Origin of the sequence: Rhizobium sp. SYY.PMSO, from assembly GCF_046840415.1 — a bacterium.
Lineage (GTDB): Bacteria > Pseudomonadota > Alphaproteobacteria > Rhizobiales > Rhizobiaceae > Rhizobium.
On sequence record NZ_CP177349.1, the window covers coordinates 880,854 to 898,087 of the forward strand.

Consider the following 17,234-nt stretch of genomic DNA (forward strand, 5'->3'; position numbering starts at 1 on the left):
GCCGCTTTCCCCGAAGGGATTGAAATGCACACTCCGTCGGCTCGCGCCGGCGGAGTTTTCGTTCATGGAGCGATATGCGCGTCAGAACGGCGGGCTCATCTCCTGGCGGCTGACGAGTTTCAGGCTTCGATCCGGCTGGATGATGTAGGTCTCATAGACGTCCTGACCCCATTGATTGGTGAATCGATGCTTTAGGCGCGTGCCGGGCGGCGATTCCGTCAGCTTCATGTGTGGCTGGCCGCCATAGATAATGCTGCCGGGAATGGGTTGCAACGGTTGAGCTGTCGTGCACGCAGCAAGCAAAGGGGCACATAGCATAAGGGCTATCAGAGGCTTCATTGCCATAACTTTCCGCACCCTGTCGTCTCGGCGAAATCTGCCGCACAATAAAGACGGAGGGCATCTATGAGTGGGGCTCCAAATCACTATATACAGATAATGACGTCGTGCGCGGCAGCAAGGTTTTTCACGTAAATTTGCGAGGCGCCGCCGCCGGATTTCGAAGGAGTCGCATATGTTTACGATTGCCAAGTCGATAACTGCCGCGGGCTTTGGTTTGTTGCTGGCGGCCGGCGCCGCCATGCCGGCCGGGGCCATTACCATGCCGGCTCTGTCCGTGCCCGAACAGTCCGATGTCATCCAGGTTCGCGACCACGGCCATGGCCACTGGCATCACCATCACAGCCACTGGGGCAGCGGCCACCGGCATCACGGCTCCGACAGCTATTACGATGATAATTCCGACAGCGGCGTGCTCTTCAAATCCTTCGTAACCGGCACGCTGTTCGACAGGCAGCATGCCGACGGTTATTACGATGGCCGTACGCGCGATTGCGCAAGCCGCTATCGTTCCTACCGCGCCTCGGATAACACCTATCAGCCGAGTTACGGACCGAGACGGGCTTGTCGCTGAACCGGAACTTTTTCTGAGCAAGCCGCCACTTTTCGCTTGCGTCGGGAAACGCTAAACTCTAAACGAAACAAGCCGTTTCGGCAGGTCGGGGCGTAGCGCAGCCCGGTAGCGCACTTGACTGGGGGTCAAGGGGTCGCTGGTTCGAGTCCAGTCGCCCCGACCATTTATCTTCTTGAACTCCCAATCAAATTTCTAAAAATCAGCTGCACCAGGACGGCGCCTGGCCGGTCCAGCGGCGGGCAAGGCCTTCGGAGACCATCTGGTCGCCGATCGAGCGGCCTGCGCGCATGGCGATACGCAGTTTGCCGCCATTTTCGTCGTCGCGGCGGCTGCTGCCTGAAAGCACGAAAGTCCCGTCGTTGAGAATGGCCTGCAGCCGCAATTTCGCGGCCACGCCTTTTTGTCTCTCGCTGGGGCAGCGCGCCTCTCCGGCGTCCGGCACATCGATATCGGCCAGCTGGATCCGGATGCCATCCTGCCAGAAGGTATTGCCGTCCACGACGCAATTCGTGCCCGAACCGGCACTGCAAAGCACGAATTTTCCTCCAGTCTGCGCTCGCAGGCCGGGGGAGGGTCGGTCGACCGGTATCCTGTTGACCGGCATCGCCACCGGAATGGCGGCGGGCGGCACCGGCAGGGTCGATATGGTCGCGCGCGGCTCGGGAGCGATGGCCGCCGTCCTGACCTGCGGCTTCGCTGCCGGCACCGGCGCTTCCCGCGCGATGTGCGGCATGCCGGCGACCGTGCCGGCTCGGGCGAGCATCGACGGCATGTCCTTGCGGTGCTGGTAGGCATAGATGCCGGCCACGGCCGCGACACCGACGATACCCCACAGCCACATCGAATTGCCCGCCTTGGGTTGTGGCTTGCGCCGCGTGCGTCTTTTCGCTTTCGCCATGGTATCATCCCTCTATTGCGAGGGGATTATCGCCGCCATTTCTTACCGATCCGTTGGCTTGGACCTGATTTGCCGATTGCGATGGTGACGTGCTATTTCGCGGCGGCTGTCGACGGCTTGAGCTTGACCGACATCGTCACCTGTCCGCTGATCGAAAGTCTCGTGCCGCGATTGTCGAGATTGTTGACCGAGCTGTTGCTCGACATGCCGCTGATCTCGCAGGCTTCGGCAATGGTGTCGAGCAGGGTCGCGCAACTGCTTGCGGCGATCTTGTAAAAGGATTTCAAGGCTTTCTCCTGTTGCTCCTCGCTATCGCCATCCGCAATCGGATAGGAGATGGATATTCCGGACTGAACGGAAATATATCCGTCCGGCTGCTGGCGGGGATTGCGCAAGGGAAGATTCGAAAAGTTCTGTGCGAACGCCGGCAGCGTCGCGCCGGCAAGCGCCATGCCGACAACTGTTGGGATTAAAAATCTGATTATGGTCTTGCCTCCGTTTTTGGTGCTTATCGCAGATGCGGATAAATGCTTGGTGATACGGTAACTTAAAATTGTACCCTTGGCGGGAATTGCCGCCGTGTTTGCGAATCGGAGGCGTGTCGCCGGGCGCGATTGCTGAAAAGCTTCCTTGCCAAGCCTGCGTGCGAAGCGCATAGTCTTAGCATCGTCGGATATAACGCGGGTGCCGGCGAGGTTTCGCGTGGTCCTGCCCGAAGGATGACGAGACGCACGAATGTTGGAAACTCCTATCCATCCCCGGGATTTACCCCTGTTTTCAGACGATCTGGATCGCCTGGAAAAGGTGCTCGACACCGTCTGCACGGATCGTGGCATGGATCCCCGCAGCCCGGAGGCGGAGCGCCTTGGCGCATTGATCATCCAGCTTTACCGCCAGGGCGTGAAGGATGACGCGAAAATTCTCGCGCTCGCAAGGGCTTATTTCTGACGCAATAGCGCTGGTTTCCGCTGAAAATCTAATCGATTAAGCTGATTTCACATAGCAGCAATGATGCATTGTGCCTGTTCGACGTGGGCATGCCCCCCTATATTTGCTGCGTTGCACAAAGAGATTCGATTTCTCGATGTTCACTGCTTCTCGAAAGAAACAGTGCGCGCCCGCCGCAGCGGAAGAAAACCGGTTGCGGTTGGCGTGGATAGAAAGGTCCATGATGAATTTTAAAGTACCGAGCCGGCTTCGCCGCTTGCTCGTCGACTCCGTAGAGCTGCCGCAGCTGCAGTTTCCGATGACTCAGCCGCCGCGCCGCCGCGTTTCCAAGCGGCCTGCGCCGCAGCGGCTGGCGGACGTTTTGTGGTTCGGCCGCAATCCCGGCGACCTGCGCATGCTTGAATATGTACCGCCGGGTGTCAAAGGCCCGATGCCGCTGGTTGTCGTTCTACACGGCTGTCATCAGAATGCCGAGGATTTCGATCGCGCCAGCGGCTGGACAGCGCTGGCTCGCGAGCATGGTTTTGCCGTGCTCTATGCCGAGCAGAAGACGTCGAACAATCCCAATCTCTGTTTCAACTGGTTTCGTCCAAGCCTTGTGACGCGCGATCGCGGCGAGCTCGGCTCCATCCGCGAAATGATCGATTTCAGCTGCCGCGTGCACAAGATCGATGCCGACAGGATTTTCGTGATGGGCCTTTCGGCCGGCGGCGCCATGGCTGCCGCGCTACTTGCAACCTATCCGGAGTTGTTTGCCGCGGGCGCGATTATCGGCGGCCTGCCGTTTGGAGCCGCCCGCGATGCGATGGCAGCTCTCGATGTCATGGCGCGGGGCTCTACCCGCACGGCTGAAAAGTGGGGCGAACTCGTTCGCGAAGTCTCACCCGAAGCTGCGCGCTACCCGGCCGTTTCCATCTGGCACGGCGATGAGGACGAGGTCGTCTCCTTTGCCAATGCCGAGGCTTCCGTCGCTCAGTGGCTGGCCGCGCGCGAGCGTCCGCGGACCAAGGGTCGGCTGCGCCTGTTCGACGGCGGCGAGCGGCGCGAATGGCGCGATGATTACGGCAACCTGATCCTGGAGCTCGTGACGCTGAATGATTTTGGACACGGCCTGCCGGTCGGCTCCGTCGTCGAGGGCTGGGAACCGGCCAACGACACGGAGCGCTTCATTCTGCCCGCTGCCCTGTCGGCACCGGAAGAACTCGTCAAAAGCTGGAATCTGGCAGCCTGAGACAGGTTGCGCAGACATGCGCGGCGATTTTGCGATAATGACGCGCTTCAGCGTCAATCGTCATTGGTGGCATTCAGGTTTTCCGGCCGAATGCCATCGTTCTCCGACCAATGCTTGAAGCGTATGCCAGGGCCGCCCGCGCCGTCGCTGCCGCCGGCGAGGAAAAGCACGCCACGGCTTTCGAAGACGGAACGAACCGTCGCAGCTGCCTTGATGTCGGTCGAATTGATGTCCGTTTCCAGTGCTTCGATCATCGATACCGGAAGCTTGCTCTCGCTTGCGAGCGTTTCCACCGTCAGTCCGAGCATGGCGCGTGCGCCGCGTAATTGTGCTGAAGTAATCATGGGTTAACTCTATCGCATCGGCGCGGGAAGCGGAACCGGTTTTGGATAAAAATCGCGTGCAGGCTTAAAGAACGGCCGCGCTCTTCTCCCGATCTTCGGCCATATCGCGCATGACTGGATTTTCCGTCAATTGCAGATGAGCCGGGGAAGGGGTTCCGAGCAGCTCGTGGTAGATTCTCTCGGTCGCGTCGGCCATGCCCGCCAGCGTATAGCCGTCCTTGCGGCGGCGCGCTTCGGCGGTGAAATTTGCAAGAAGAGCCGGATCGGCAAGGCTCGCCATGGCAGCCGCCAGAGCTTCCGGGTCGTCGCTGTTGGGAACGATATAGCCGTTCTTGCCGTGTTCCAGTACCGTGCGCGCGCCGCCGACATCGGACAGGACGAGCGGCTTTCCGGCCGCCGCAGCCTCCAGCATCACATAGGACATCGCCTCGTAGCGGCTCGGCATGACGACGACATCGAAGGCATCGATGGCCGTGACGCCGGGCACGCTGCCGTCGAGATGGGCGCGTCCTTCAAGGCCGGCCTTTTTGATCATGTCCTTGACGATATCGGCCAACTCGCCGATGCCGATCATCAGCAGATAGGCGTGCGGCAGTTCGGCCGCTATGCGCGCAAATGCGTCGACAAGGCGCTCCGGTGCCTTTTGCCGGGTCATCCGGCCGACGAAGCCGAAAAGCAGGGCGTCCGCGGGGATGCCGTATCGCTTGCGGATGGCGGCGCGCTGGCTGGCCGGCGGCGCATTGACGCCGTTGACGACGACGCGCAGGCGTGCCTCGGGAATGCCGAGCGACAGGGCATGGTTGTATTCGTCCTGCGAAACGCAGACCAGCCGATCCGTCAGCCATGTGCCGAGAAAGCGCTCGATGCCGCCATAGATCAAGCGACCCCTGGCGCCCAGCGTCGGGTCCATAGTCCGGAATGCATGCGGCGTGTAAAGGACGGGAACATGCCGTCCCGGCAGCCGCAGGCGCGTCAGCGCGCCTGCCTTCGAACTGTGGCCGTGGATCAGATCGAAAGGCCCGTGTACCGCAGCGATCTTGCGGAGATGCCGCCATGCCGTCAGATCCCAGGGACCTGGAGCGCGCCGCATCGCCAGCGAAATGACGTTGTCGAGGCCGAGGCCTTCCAGTTCGGCGACGAAGGCAGGCTCGGCGCGCACCGGTGAGTAGATGGCCGTGACGGAATGGCCGCGATTCTGCATGGCCCGGCACAGATCGAGGAAATGCCGCCCCGAGCCGCCGCCGCTCGGCTCGAGAACCTGCAGCAACGACAGGCGCTTGACGTTGGTGCGGATGTTCAAGGCGCTGCTCCCTTTCCGTTCAGGGCACGTTGATATTTCAGTTCGAGCGCGCCGCAGCCCCATACGATGCCGATCAGCATGTAAAGATGGCGCCAATGGTCGGTATCGATGACGTTGCCGATACCGACATGGCCGAGAATGACGATCCACGCGATCATCAGGAAAGGTTGCCAGGGCCGTTCTCTCAGAAGGTTGCGAAAGCCGATATAGATGGTCCAGCAGATCATGCTGACCCAGCAGAAGAAGCCGAGCCAGCCATAGGTCGTCAGCGTCTTGAGCCAGGTATTGTGCTCGTCCTCGCGAAAGATTTGGCCAAAGACCAGCGGCCCGATGCCGAGCGGCCGTTCCATCGACATCATGAAGCCGATGCTGTGGCGCTCGAAGCGGCCGAGATGGCCGCCATCGTAGCTCTGGACGAGCTGCAGGCGCGTGGAAAACAGGTCGCTGACCTGAGGAAACTGCAGCGCGACGACGAGCAGGACGACCATGAGGATGATCGCCGTCAGCGCCATGACCAGGATGCGCAGCCGGAACCTGTTGCTGCGATGCTTCAGCAGCATGCTGAAGATCAGCATTACCGAGGCGAAGGCAAACAGGGCCCAGGCCGCGCGGGAAAAGGACAGGAACACGCCGAAGGCCAGAACGAACAGGCAAATAGCCTTGATCGGCGCCTTCTTCAAATCGCCGATGAGGAGACCGTGCATGAGGTAGAGGCTCGGTGCCACCAGATAGGGGCCGAAGACGTTCGGGTCCTGGAAAGCGCCCATGGCGCGATCGTAGCGGGTGAAGATGTCGAAGCCGGGAACGGCATGGAAATAGCCCAGGATGCCGAGGCTGGCGGTGATCAGTGCCGCCACCACCCAGGTATTGAAGATCAGCCTCAGCCGCTTTTCGTTGTCTTCGGCAATGGCGGCATAGAAGACGGAGCTCAGCGCCAGGAAGGTGGAGACGGCGATATAGATCGGGCCGTCGAGATGATTTCCGGCGGCGAGATCATGCATCTGCGTGATCGACAGCATGCCGCCGACGTTGAACGCCAGGAAGAGAGCCAGAAGCGGCGCGACGCTGCGCGATATTTTCAGCCCGAGGATGAACCAGATGCCGATGAGAAAGGCGAGCCACAGCTCGTAGGGCGCCGGCTCCGCGATCACGAAACCGGACAGGAACACGCCGACGGCGACGCCGGCCGTCCCGAGCAGCCGCATCGCGGCAAGCTGCGGCCGCGCGACGCGGGACGCTGAAAGATCGAGCGTGGTCAATAGGCGTTTTCCGTATTGAGCAGGCGGAACGGCGTCAGGAGGAGGATCTTCAGATCGAAGAGCAGCGACCAGTTCTCGATGTAATAGAGGTCGTAGGCCGTGCGGAACTTGATCTTGTCGTCGCTGTCGATCTCGCCGCGCCAGCCGTTGATCTGCGCCCAGCCGGTCACGCCCGGTTTCACGCGATGGCGTGCGAAATAACCTTCGACGACATCCGCATAGGTACGGTTGTGGCTGGCGGCAAGCACCGCGTGCGGCCGCGGGCCGACAAGCGAGAGGTTGCCGAGCAGCACATTGAAAAGCTGCGGCAGTTCGTCGATCGAGGTCTTGCGGATGAACCGCCCGACGGGGGTGACGCGCGGATCGTTCTTCGTCACGGCATTGCGCGCGGTCGGGTCGCTCATATGCGTATACATCGAGCGGAACTTGAGGACGTTGATGACCTCGTTGTTGAAGCCGTGGCGCTTCTGCATGAAGAGCACCGGCCCTTTCGACGTTGCCTTCACGGCGATCGCCGCGCCGAGCATGATCGGCCAGAGCAAGGCGAGGGCGCCCAGGCTGAAGACGATATCGAAGATGCGCTTGGCAACGCCATCCCAGTCGCGGATCGGCTTGTTGAAAATGTCGAGCATCGGCACGGCGCCCACATGCGAGTAGGAGCGGGGCCGGAAGCGCAGCTTGTTGGCATGCGCTGCCAGGCGAATATCGACGGGAAGCACCCAAAGCATCTTGAGCAATTGCAGAATGCGGTCTTCGGCGCTGATCGGGAGCGAAATGATCAGCATGTCGATGCGGACGAGCCGGGCGAATTCGACGAGTTCCGCGACCGTTCCGAGCTTCGGGTAGCCGGCGACCATGATGGGGGAGCGCTTTTCACCGCGATCGTCGAAGATGCCGCAGATGCGGATGTCGTTGTCGGGCTGGTGTTCGAGTGCGCGGATGAGTTCCTTGGCCGGCTCGCCGCCGCCGATGATGACGGCGCGTCTCTCCATAATGCCGTTGCGGGCCCAATGACGGATGCCGTAGGCAAAGAGCAGGCGGGCGACGAGGAGAAAGCCCGCGCCCGCTGCAAGCCACAGGCAGAGAAGGCGGATCGAATAGATATTGTTGATGTCGAACGGAACGAGGGCGACGGCCATGACTGCGAAGGCTGCCGCCCACGATCCGAGAATCCGTTTCAGGAAATGCTGTGGCGAGCGCAGCACCGGTATCTGGTAGGCATCGGCAATCTGCAGAAACACGATCGCAAGGCCGCACAGGGCAATGGTTACGATGGCTTTCGACGCGAACGGATGAATATCCGCCGACGTTCCGAAGAAGAGGATTGCCAGCCCGAGCGCGAGCAGCGACAGAAACTCGAACAGCCGATATTGCCCGACGATGATCGCGGGCGACTGGTTCGTTTCACGGAATTGTTCGGCGATTTGCCGGGCATAGGCGTTGATGCCGTCCGGACGATCGCTCGCGGTCTCTCCCGCATCGCGGGTGCGGATTTCCGAAACCTGCTTGCGAATATTGTCCAAGTTGAACTGCTCGGACCTTTCGGTAGTGTTCATGGCAACTTATCCGATCGTTACCGGACAATGCCTACCAGATATCAGCTAAGAAACACTTACAACACTTGCTTGTATTCTAACCGTCAGGGTCCGAACCAAGTATATTTTGATACAGGCGCAAAGTATCCCGGGCCATGACGGAGGCGGAAAAATTCGATCGGATCGTGTCGATATGGGGCATGTTGCGCAGCCCCCATTGCGGCTCGGTGATCGCTTCGGCCATGATGCGGGAAAGGTCGTCGGCATCGTCCGGATTTGCGAGCGCGGCACTGTTTTCGCCGAACGCTTCCGGAATGCCGCCGACACGCGAGGCGATGACTGTCTTTTCCGCGGCAAGCGCCTCCAGAACGATATAGGGCATGGCTTCGGCGCGGGAGGGAACGACGACATTCTGCGACACGGCAAAAGCCTCGTGCACCCGCATGGCCGGCAGCATGCCGATGCGGTGGCCGAGGCCGCGCTCTATCATCATCCGGTGATACTTGTCCCTGTCCGGGCCGTCGCCGATCATCAGAGCCGAGAGCGGCCTGCCGATGCGGCGCTCGGTCTTTGCGAAGGCGTCCACAAAGAGATCGGGACCTTTGAGGTCCCGCAGCATGCCGATATAGACGAAATGGACGGAATCCGATCGTGTCGGTATGTTGCGGAAATCCCGTTCGCTGATGCCGTTGTAGATCATCACCGTGCGGGTGCGCGGCTTGCCGATCTTTCTCTCGTAGGTGCGGCGTTCGAAATCGCAGATGAAGATCAGGCCGTCGGTCAGAAATTCCAGCATTCGTTCCATGCTGTGCACCAGCATGCCCTGCATGGAGGCGCGCGCAAAGTGCAGGCTTCCGCCGTGCGCGGTATAGAGGCGGGCTACGCGATACCTGTTCACCCGCAGGATCGAGCCGAGAACGCGCGCGAGAAGGCCGCCTTTGGCGCCATGCCCGTGCAGCACATCCGGCCGCAAACTTCTGATTTCCTTGTAGCTGCCCCAAAGCGTGGCAATGTCCGCCAGGCTGATCTGCCGCCGGATCGGCAGGCGAACCACGCCAAGCGCCAGAAAGGGCGCGATGTCGTCGAACAGGCGGTCCTCATGCTCGCCGCCCGTCAGGCTGTCGCAAAGGATGCCGACCTGATGCCCGGCTTTGCTCTGTTCCTCCGCCAGATCCCGGACATGGCGGAAGACTCCGCCGACCGGCGATCTGAAGCAATGGAGGATGCGGAGCGATCTGGCCATGAACGGGCGCGGTTAGAACAACCGCTCTCTGACATAGATGGTGTCGCCCGCCAGTACCGGGTCTGAAATGCCGACCCGCCCCGTCATGACATGACCGTTGATCTTGCGGGTGACATCCGCGTTGGACTGGTTCGCCCGGCTGGTGAAGCCGCCGGCGACCGCGATGGCATTCTGGATGGTCATGCCGGGCACATAGGAATATTGGCCGGGCTGACCGACTTCGCCCATGATGTAAACCGAGCGGTAGCGGTCGATATCGATGGTAACGTCCGGATCGCGAATGTAGCCCTGGCGGAGCTTCTGGGCGATCTGGCCGGAGAGCTGCTGCAGGGTCCGGCCGCGGGCAGCGACCTGACCGATCAGCGGGAAGGCGATGTAGCCAGCCTGGTCGATCGTATAGGTATTGGTCAAGCCCGGCTGATCGAACACGGTTATGCGCAGCCTATCGCCGCTGTCCAACGCATAAGGCTGGATCGTGGCCTCGCTGAAGGCTTTCGGCGCGGGCTGATAGGTATTGCAGCCGGCGAGCGCGGCGCTCACGGCGGCCATGCCAAGTGCAAGGACAATCTTTGACTTTGCGAGGGGCATTTCGCGCTCGTTGGAAAAGGAAGACACTGTCGTCGTTATCAATCCGTTAGGGTTAACGGTCGGTAAATAGCAAAGGAATTCGGGGAAAATTTAGCGATCCCAAAAATAACGCGAGAGAAATACTATTAACGCTTGGGTTACCATAGTCGTTTACGATTAATTTTGGCTTTCTATTACGGAGTTCTTGCTTATGTCCGGTGTCAACAACGCCCAGCAGGATGTGGACATCGATCTTGCGCAGCTCTTCCGCGCCGTGTGGAAACGGCGCGTGCGCGTCGTTGCCATCACGCTCGCGGGCGCCTGCGCGGCATTCGTCATCGCCAAGGTCGTTTCGCCGGAATACCGCAGCGAAGCCCGTATCCTGATCGAGCAGCGCGCTCCGGCCTTTGCGACGACGACGTCAGGCAATGATTCCAGCTCCGGCCCTCTGCTGGACGAGCTTAATATCGCCAGCCAGGTGCAGATCCTGCAGTCGGCGGATCTGGTCAAGCAGGTTATCACCAATCTCAAGCTCTACGAGCGCCCCGAATTTGCGTCAGGCGGCAATGGCTCTGCGCTGTCCGATATTCTCGTGAAGCTGCATTTGAAGCATGCCGCCGCCGACAAGGCGCCGGAAGAGCGGATGCTGGATGCCTTCAATGGCCGGCTGCAGGTCTACCAGATCAACAGCTCGCGCGTGATCGGCATAAGTTTTACCTCCCGTGATCCCGATCTTGCCGCCAGCGTGCCGAATGCGATGGCGCAGGTCTACCTGTCGATGCAGAGCGGCGCCAAGCTCGATTCCAACAGCGAGGCCACACGCTGGCTGGAGCCGGAGATTGCCAGGCTGCGCGACAAGGTCAGCGAGGCCGAAAAGAAGGTCGCCGACTATCGTTCCGCCAACGGTCTGCTTCAGACCAGCCAGAACAACAATTTCGCCACGCAGCAGCTTGCCGATATTTCCACGCAGCTCGCGCAGGTGCGCGGTGACAGGGCGAATGCCGAGGCGAGGGCGCAGGCCGTGCGCAGTGCGCTGTCCAGCGGACGCTCCACCGACACTCTCGCCGATGTCTCCGGGTCGCAGACCATCCAGCGGCTGAAGGCGACCGAGTCCAGCCTGGAATCGCAAATCTCCGATTTGTCGACGACGCTGATGGACGGCCATCCGCGCCTGAAAAGCCTGCGCGCGCAGCTGGCCGATATCCGCCAGCAGATCAACCGCGAAACCCAGAGAATCCTCGCAAGCATCGAGAACGAGGCCAAGGTGGCGCAGCTGCGCGAGCAGCAGCTCGTGGCGCAATCGAACACCCTGAAGGCCGACAGCGCCAGGGCAGGAGAGGATGAAGTCGGCCTGAACGCATTGGAGCGTGAAGCCGCAGCCGAGCGGCAATTGCTCGAGACCTACCTTGCTCGCTATCGTGAGGCGGCTTCGCGCGTAGACAAGAATTCCAGCCCCGCCGATGCGCGCGTGGTGTCGACGGCGGTCGAGCCGGTCGATCCGTCCTATCCGAAGGTCGGCCCCATCGTCGTTGTCGCAACACTGGCGACCTTCATCCTGACGGCCATTGTTATCATGCTCGCCGAGCTGTTCAGCGGCCGGGCCTTGCGGCCGGTCGGCCCCGCTCGCAAGGAGGATGAGGTTGCACTGGCGGAAGCGCCGAAACGTCCTCAACCCGATACCGAGGCGATGCCGGCTCCGGTTATGACCTCGGCAAGCCTCGGCGAAGCGCCCGCAAGCATGCTGTCGATTCCGGCGGAAGAGGCTCCGGTCCAGCTGGCCGAGACCGCGATCGGACCGGCCCATGAACCGGAAGCAGGGGGTCATGAGGAAGCGGTTCATGCGGCGGAGGAAGAGGAGGATTTCTCCATTCAGTCCGTCGCGGATTATCTGATCGACAGCGGCTCGCGGCTGGCAATCGCCATATCGCCGACCGGTGACAATGGTTCTACGGCGACGGTCATGCTCGCGCGGACAATTGCGGATGCGGGAAGTCGCATCGTGCTGGTGGACATGACCGGCACCGGATGTCCCTCCAGGCTCATGGCCGAGCATGACGGGCTTGCCGGCGTGACCGATCTGCTGTGCGGCGAAGCAGCCTTTGGCGATACGATCCATCCGGATCGCCTGTCCGATGCCCATCTCGTGCCGCAGGGCATGAGCGACCTCGATCGTGCCATGCGCGGCGCCGATCGCCTGTCGCTGATCCTCGATGCGCTTGGCTCGGCCTACGATATCGTTCTTGTCGAATGCGGCGCCGCCGAGGTCTCCGGCGTTGCGCGGCTGACGCGCAGCAAGGATACGGAAATCGTCCTCTCCATGCCCGAGCCCGACGAAAGCCAGTTCCTCGCGGCGATGACGGAGTTCCAGAAGGCTGGCTACGAGCACATTATTCTCATGTCCGGCTGGCGCGAGGAGCATGATCCGGATACGCGCCGCGATGCGGCCTGATCAGTCTCCTTCGCCTTCGTCCGCCGTCGCCGTGACGATGCCGCGTCGTGCGCGCAGCCGCTGGACGAAGGCATAGAGCTTGCGGTTGGACTTGATCGCCGCCTTCGCCCGCGTGATGCTGCGCTGTGCCGTTGCGGCCAGACGGCCGATGCCTGAAATCGGCAGGATCAGATCATGCTGTACCGTTTCCATCGGGCACCAGGAGCGCTTGTAGATCTGGTCGCCGATACCGAAATCGAAAATCGCGACGCCTTCGCGGTGCAGGCGCTCGATCGTCAGCCAGAACAGCAATTCGCCGGGACTTGCTTCGGCAACGAAAGCCTCGTCGATGGAGGCGAACTGGCAGATGACGTGACCGCCTTTCCGAGACAGCGCGGCGACCGCCGGAATATGCCCCTCGTGTTCCCCCCTCAGGCGCAGCGCATGCATCTGCAGCATAGAGTCCGATCCGCTTCCTGTGCGGCATCGCAGCAGCCGATGGAGCGCGGCTCGGGTCGCGGTATCGTCGAAGACGTCGGGTAGCCCGGCATCCTTGAAGCGGATCGCCTTCTGATGAAAGAAGAGATCGAGAAGCGCGCCCTGCTGATCGGGTTCGGCAATCACATACTCATAGCCGCCCCTGGCATCGAGAAGTCTGCTCTGATGCTTGTACTTCTTGCGCCGCCGTTTGGCGTTCACCTGCTTCAGGCTCGCTTCGAAACTGTCGAGGAAGGGCAGCTGGAAGGCGTGGTTCTGGTTTTCGACCGCGGGCAGGGAGGCAAGCGGGTTTCTGCGGCCGCGCCATTCAAGCGGCACGTTGCGCAGGATGGCGAGGTCGGCTTTGCCACGCAGAGCGGCCGCGACGGCGATTGCGTCCGCCGGGGTCAGGTCTCCGCCAGCCAGGAATTCGGCTGAAAACAGGCCGGTATTGATATTGCTGTGGCGTGCGCCGATGAACTCGGCCCGCCTGATCCCGTGGCTGCGGGTGATTTCCAGCGGCAGGATGAAGGCGACGCGACCGCCGATCGAGCCGCGAAGAATGGCAAGGGGATACCGGAAGCTTTCCACCCACGCCGCACACCAGTCATAACTCTGATGCAGCGAGGCGAGATCGTCTTGCTCCAGTGCGCGCCATTCGGCCTCGAGCGGTGCCATGCTGTCGAAGACGTCCACGCGAAGATGGTCGGCGGCCGAAGAACGAACCGGAATGGACGCAGCCCGTTCATTCGCCGCGTCGGCGTCGGCCATGCCGGCGATATCTCGCGTCTGGGTCTGCATTCGATCCTTTCCGCTCCGGCGCGTCGTTCGAGCGCAGTCTGTCGGGCCACGGCTTATTTTTGGCTTAAGATGGGATATTTACGGCGAACAAGGTGCGGATCAGGGTTAGTCTTGCGTAAATTCCGTCATTGCGGGCGAGGGCCGGCCATCCACTTGATAATGCCCATCGCCGGCAGCACCCAGATGATGCCGCTGAAAAGGAAGTAGAGGAAATGAACCCAGCCGGGTTGATCCGCAAGCGTCCGCACTGCAACGATCATGGCAACGATCGCATAGATTGCAACCAGCAGCACGAGCAGGATCATGCCAATGAATTTGCGCAGGCGAAGGGGCAAGGGGTTTTTCTCCTCATTACGTCAGCATGCCGCGACGGCATGCCGCAAACTCCCGGGACTTGTTTTGCACGCCCCTATCGGGCAAATCAACAGCCTGATCGAAGGGAGAAGCCATGGCTGCCACTAATTTTACGACCGAACAGGCTATTTTGAAGGAAGTGGCTCGCCAGGACCGCAATCGCCGCGCCATCCGCATCTGGCTTGCCTGCGTCCTGCTGGTTCTCTTCGGCCTTGTGCTGGTGGGCGGCGCCACGCGCCTTACCAATTCCGGCCTGTCGATCACGCAATGGCAGCCGATCCATGGCGTCATCCCGCCGCTGAATGCGCAGGAATGGGACGAGGAGTTCAACCTCTACAAGCGCATCCCGCAATTTCAGCTGCTGAACAAGGATATGACCGTCGATGAGTTCAAGGGCATATTCTGGTGGGAGTGGGCGCATCGCCTGCTTGCGCGCACCATCGGCATCATCTTCGGCTTGCCGTTGCTGTTCTTCGTCCTTACCGGTCGCGTCGAGCGGAAGCTCTGGCTGCCGCTGGCAGGCATCTTCGTGCTCGGCGGCCTTCAGGGCGCTATCGGCTGGTGGATGGTCTCTTCGGGCCTGGAAGCCCGCACCGATGTCAGCCAGTATCGCCTCGCCACGCATCTCGTGACGGCCTGTCTGATCTTTGCCGCCTGCATGTGGTTCATGCGGGCCTTGTCTCCGCATTCGAACGAGCCGCCGCCGACGCGCCATTCGGCGAAACTCGCCGGTCTGATCGCGTTCATGGCGCTGTTCCAGATCTACCTCGGCGCACTTGTCGCCGGTCTCGATGCGGGCCTTTCCTATAATACATGGCCGCTGATGGACGGTGCCGTCGTGCCGAGCGATCTTTTCATCCAGTCGCCGGCCTGGATCAATTTCTTCGAGAATCCGAAGACGGTCCAGTTCGTCCACCGTCTCGGCGCCTATGCGCTGTTCATCGTCGTCGCCCTCAACATGATCATCTCGCTACGAGCCGCGGCGCAGACGACGCATGCGCGCCGATCCGTCGTCCTGTTCGTGCTCGTGCTGATCCAGGCGATCCTGGGCATTTCGACGCTGCTGCTGCATGTGCCGCTGGATCTGGCGCTGGCCCATCAGGCCGGCGCCTTGATCGTCTTCGGCTTCGCAATTGCCAACTGGCGCGGCTTTTACGGCGAACTGCCGCGTCAGACGTCGATCGTCGTGGGAGATTGAGGCGCAGCAAGGCGCCTCCTTTTAGCGAGAAGCGACGCTTGCTGCCGACGACATGCGTGCCACGACTTTCAGCCGCTTGATCTCACCGCGCCTGAAGGCGGCGAGGAAGCGATTGTAGTCCTTGAAGACCACGCAGCCGTTCGATTCGCCGCGGCCACCCCGGAGCATGTAGGTGTGAGCCAGCAAGCCGTTGCGGCCATAGACGCGGGCGCCGTTTGCGGGGGTCAGGCGCAGCGCCTGCACGCCATGGAACAGGCTTTCCCGATATGTCAGGTTATAAGTCTCGGGCGGCGTCGGGCCGGTGTTCTTGCGGTCGACATAGCGCGGATTGTCGCGCATCTGGCCAAGACCGGAATGGGCTTCGAGACGCTCCCCGCTCGGCAGATAGACGGTCTTTGCCTCGATATCGTAGATCGCCGTGCCTTCGCCCGGACTGATCGCGGCAAAGGGATTGAGGAAAGGCTTCGTCTTGCGGACGGAGCTGTCGTCCGGATCGGCATAGGCCATGAGGCGCGACGGCGGCTGGGCGGCCGTGTCGGTTGCGGTGGCCTTGGCGATGGCACTGGTAGCGCCGGCTCGTTGCACCGGTGTTTCGCGGGCCGGGCGGGCTACGGGGATGACATTCAGCACAGCCTCGGCCACTGCAATGTCGGCTTCCTTGACGGGCAGGGGCTTTGCCTCGGCGATGGCGGGCAGGCTCACCTCGGGCGCTGCCGAAGCGACCGCAGCCGGTTGCGCGGCCATCTTCACCGGGCCGGCCGCCGGCATGAGAGCGGCCGCATATTTTGCCTGGTTCAGCGATTGTATCGCCGTGGCGAAGTTTATGGCGATCACCTTGCGCAAATGGTCGATCGTCTCCGGCGAAGCCGCCGCGACTTCGATACGACCGCTCTTGATGCTCGCTGCCGCATTCTGTGCCTGCCTGATTTCGGAGGTCTGTTGCGCCAGAGCGTTCGCCAGTTGCAAACGAACGGCGTCCGCGCCGCCCACTTTCGTCCGAACCTCCGCATCCGCGACGCTGCCGAAGCGGCTTTGTCCATGCAGCGATGTCGTCTGGGAGGAAAGGTGGGCGATGCGCGCCGCATGGGTTTGCGGAACGATGAAGGCGGATGCGCGCGGTGCGAGGAAACTATCGACCGATGCCGCCGCGCCGGGAAGGGACAGCACCATCGATTGTGTTGTGATCAGTGTTGCCGTAACCCAGGCGAAGGCGGCGACGGCGACGCCGGTTGCCAGGGTGCCGGGATGGATGCTGAAGGATTTTTTCGATCGCGGGGCGTAGCCGGAACGCGAATTGAAGTTACCGAACGTTTCGGTCGCAAACGCCATGATACTCGTTATCCAAAACTACACAGACACTGTGCCGGCTCACAAATGCACATGCGCCTCGACGCGAACTCCGCGTCCGGCCAACACTTTGCCGACTGTCTGGAAGCATGCCGAATTATGGTAACCAATTCCTTTACGATGGCTCATTCTTGGATATTCATTGAAAAAAGGGATGCCTCTGTGAGGCCGTTCGTCCGGGCCAGCGAAGCCGTTAACGGCCAAATCCGGCCGACAATTGGTCGCAACGCCTCACGGTCAATCAAATTTCCGTGTAGTGCCAGCTAATTTAGTGAAAAGGCGGAAATGTGGCGGAGTGCCCTTGAGGGCATGAAATCGCAGCGGTTTCTTCCGGTTATGAAAAACCCGGCCCGATCGATCCCTCGCGGATGATCGGGCCGGGCGAAAAGCC

At 61.3% G+C, this 17,234-nt stretch carries 17 protein-coding genes and 1 tRNA gene; 6 read left to right on the plus strand and 12 right to left on the minus strand.

Features of this window, described 5'->3' with window-relative positions; translation table 11 throughout:
• Positions 1 to 81 precede the first annotated feature (81 nt).
• Complete coding sequence (locus tag ACJJVH_RS04280; RefSeq protein WP_412064796.1) at positions 82 to 339, minus strand: hypothetical protein; 258 nt, start codon at positions 337 to 339, stop codon at positions 82 to 84.
• Positions 340 to 514: 175 nt separating this feature from the next.
• Between ACJJVH_RS04280 and ACJJVH_RS04285 the strand changes: the two genes are divergently transcribed.
• The gene (locus tag ACJJVH_RS04285; protein WP_113503844.1) at positions 515 to 913 is read left to right on the plus strand and encodes a BA14K family protein; all 399 of its coding nucleotides are present in this window, start codon (positions 515 to 517) and stop codon (positions 911 to 913) included.
• A gap of 86 nt (positions 914 to 999) precedes the next feature.
• Positions 1,000 to 1,076: transfer RNA gene (locus ACJJVH_RS04290), tRNA-Pro, on the plus strand.
• Positions 1,077 to 1,112: 36 nt separating this feature from the next.
• On the opposite strand, the gene ACJJVH_RS04295 is transcribed toward ACJJVH_RS04290, so the two are convergent.
• Together ACJJVH_RS04295 and ACJJVH_RS04300 are read right to left on the minus strand one after the other, a co-directional pair.
• Positions 1,113 to 1,811, minus strand: a complete 699-nt coding sequence (locus ACJJVH_RS04295) for a thermonuclease family protein (protein ID WP_113370216.1) — start codon at positions 1,809 to 1,811, stop codon at positions 1,113 to 1,115.
• A gap of 92 nt (positions 1,812 to 1,903) precedes the next feature.
• A complete protein-coding gene (locus ACJJVH_RS04300) occupies positions 1,904 to 2,467 on the minus strand; it encodes a hypothetical protein (protein WP_412064797.1) in 564 nt (187 codons plus the stop codon).
• Between the two features lie 79 nt (positions 2,468 to 2,546).
• Between ACJJVH_RS04300 and ACJJVH_RS04305 the strand changes: the two genes are divergently transcribed.
• Both ACJJVH_RS04305 and ACJJVH_RS04310 read left to right on the plus strand, forming a co-directional pair.
• Complete coding sequence (locus ACJJVH_RS04305) at positions 2,547 to 2,759, plus strand: hypothetical protein (protein ID WP_412064798.1); 213 nt, start codon at positions 2,547 to 2,549, stop codon at positions 2,757 to 2,759.
• A gap of 220 nt (positions 2,760 to 2,979) precedes the next feature.
• Positions 2,980 to 3,990 carry an alpha/beta hydrolase family esterase gene (locus ACJJVH_RS04310; RefSeq protein ID WP_412064799.1) on the plus strand — a complete coding sequence of 337 codons (1,011 nt, stop codon included), beginning with the start codon at positions 2,980 to 2,982 and terminating at the stop codon, positions 3,988 to 3,990.
• A gap of 53 nt (positions 3,991 to 4,043) precedes the next feature.
• On the opposite strand, the gene ACJJVH_RS04315 is transcribed toward ACJJVH_RS04310, so the two are convergent.
• From ACJJVH_RS04315 to ACJJVH_RS04340, 6 genes are all read right to left on the minus strand, one after another.
• Positions 4,044 to 4,334 (minus strand): helix-turn-helix domain-containing protein, encoded by a 291-nt coding sequence (locus ACJJVH_RS04315; protein ID WP_112797258.1) that lies wholly within the window; start codon positions 4,332 to 4,334, stop codon positions 4,044 to 4,046.
• A 64-nt stretch (positions 4,335 to 4,398) separates the two neighbouring features.
• Entirely contained in the window at positions 4,399 to 5,634 is a 1,236-nt protein-coding gene (locus ACJJVH_RS04320; protein ID WP_412064800.1) for a glycosyltransferase family 4 protein, read from the minus strand.
• Complete coding sequence (locus ACJJVH_RS04325) at positions 5,631 to 6,893, minus strand: O-antigen ligase family protein (RefSeq protein ID WP_412064801.1); 1,263 nt, start codon at positions 6,891 to 6,893, stop codon at positions 5,631 to 5,633. The genes ACJJVH_RS04320 and ACJJVH_RS04325 overlap by 4 nt, the downstream gene beginning before the upstream one ends.
• Positions 6,890 to 8,449, minus strand: coding sequence for an undecaprenyl-phosphate glucose phosphotransferase (locus ACJJVH_RS04330; protein WP_113386179.1), 1,560 nt, complete (start codon positions 8,447 to 8,449; stop codon positions 6,890 to 6,892). The genes ACJJVH_RS04325 and ACJJVH_RS04330 overlap by 4 nt, the downstream gene beginning before the upstream one ends.
• A gap of 76 nt (positions 8,450 to 8,525) precedes the next feature.
• The gene (locus ACJJVH_RS04335) at positions 8,526 to 9,671 is read right to left on the minus strand and encodes a glycosyltransferase family 4 protein (protein ID WP_113358069.1); all 1,146 of its coding nucleotides are present in this window, start codon (positions 9,669 to 9,671) and stop codon (positions 8,526 to 8,528) included.
• A 12-nt stretch (positions 9,672 to 9,683) separates the two neighbouring features.
• Entirely contained in the window at positions 9,684 to 10,259 is a 576-nt protein-coding gene (locus ACJJVH_RS04340; protein WP_112797404.1) for a polysaccharide biosynthesis/export family protein, read from the minus strand.
• Positions 10,260 to 10,449: 190 nt separating this feature from the next.
• On the opposite strand from ACJJVH_RS04340, the gene ACJJVH_RS04345 reads away from it, so the two are divergent.
• Complete coding sequence (locus ACJJVH_RS04345; protein ID WP_412064802.1) at positions 10,450 to 12,687, plus strand: GumC family protein; 2,238 nt, start codon at positions 10,450 to 10,452, stop codon at positions 12,685 to 12,687.
• Here ACJJVH_RS04345 and ACJJVH_RS04350 read toward each other — a convergent pair whose 3' ends face one another.
• Together ACJJVH_RS04350 and ACJJVH_RS04355 are read right to left on the minus strand one after the other, a co-directional pair.
• The gene (locus ACJJVH_RS04350) at positions 12,688 to 13,944 is read right to left on the minus strand and encodes a GNAT family N-acetyltransferase (protein WP_412064803.1); all 1,257 of its coding nucleotides are present in this window, start codon (positions 13,942 to 13,944) and stop codon (positions 12,688 to 12,690) included. It lies immediately after the preceding gene.
• A gap of 125 nt (positions 13,945 to 14,069) precedes the next feature.
• Positions 14,070 to 14,279, minus strand: coding sequence for a DUF2842 domain-containing protein (locus tag ACJJVH_RS04355; protein WP_069616272.1), 210 nt, complete (start codon positions 14,277 to 14,279; stop codon positions 14,070 to 14,072).
• Positions 14,280 to 14,392: 113 nt separating this feature from the next.
• Between ACJJVH_RS04355 and ACJJVH_RS04360 the strand changes: the two genes are divergently transcribed.
• A complete protein-coding gene (locus ACJJVH_RS04360; RefSeq protein WP_113423924.1) occupies positions 14,393 to 15,496 on the plus strand; it encodes a COX15/CtaA family protein in 1,104 nt (367 codons plus the stop codon).
• 21 nt (positions 15,497 to 15,517) lie between these two features.
• Here the strand turns inward: ACJJVH_RS04360 and ACJJVH_RS04365 are convergent, their stop codons facing one another.
• Positions 15,518 to 16,825 carry a DUF2778 domain-containing protein gene (locus ACJJVH_RS04365; RefSeq protein WP_113370210.1) on the minus strand — a complete coding sequence of 436 codons (1,308 nt, stop codon included), beginning with the start codon at positions 16,823 to 16,825 and terminating at the stop codon, positions 15,518 to 15,520.
• Between the last annotated feature and the right edge of the window lie 409 nt (positions 16,826 to 17,234).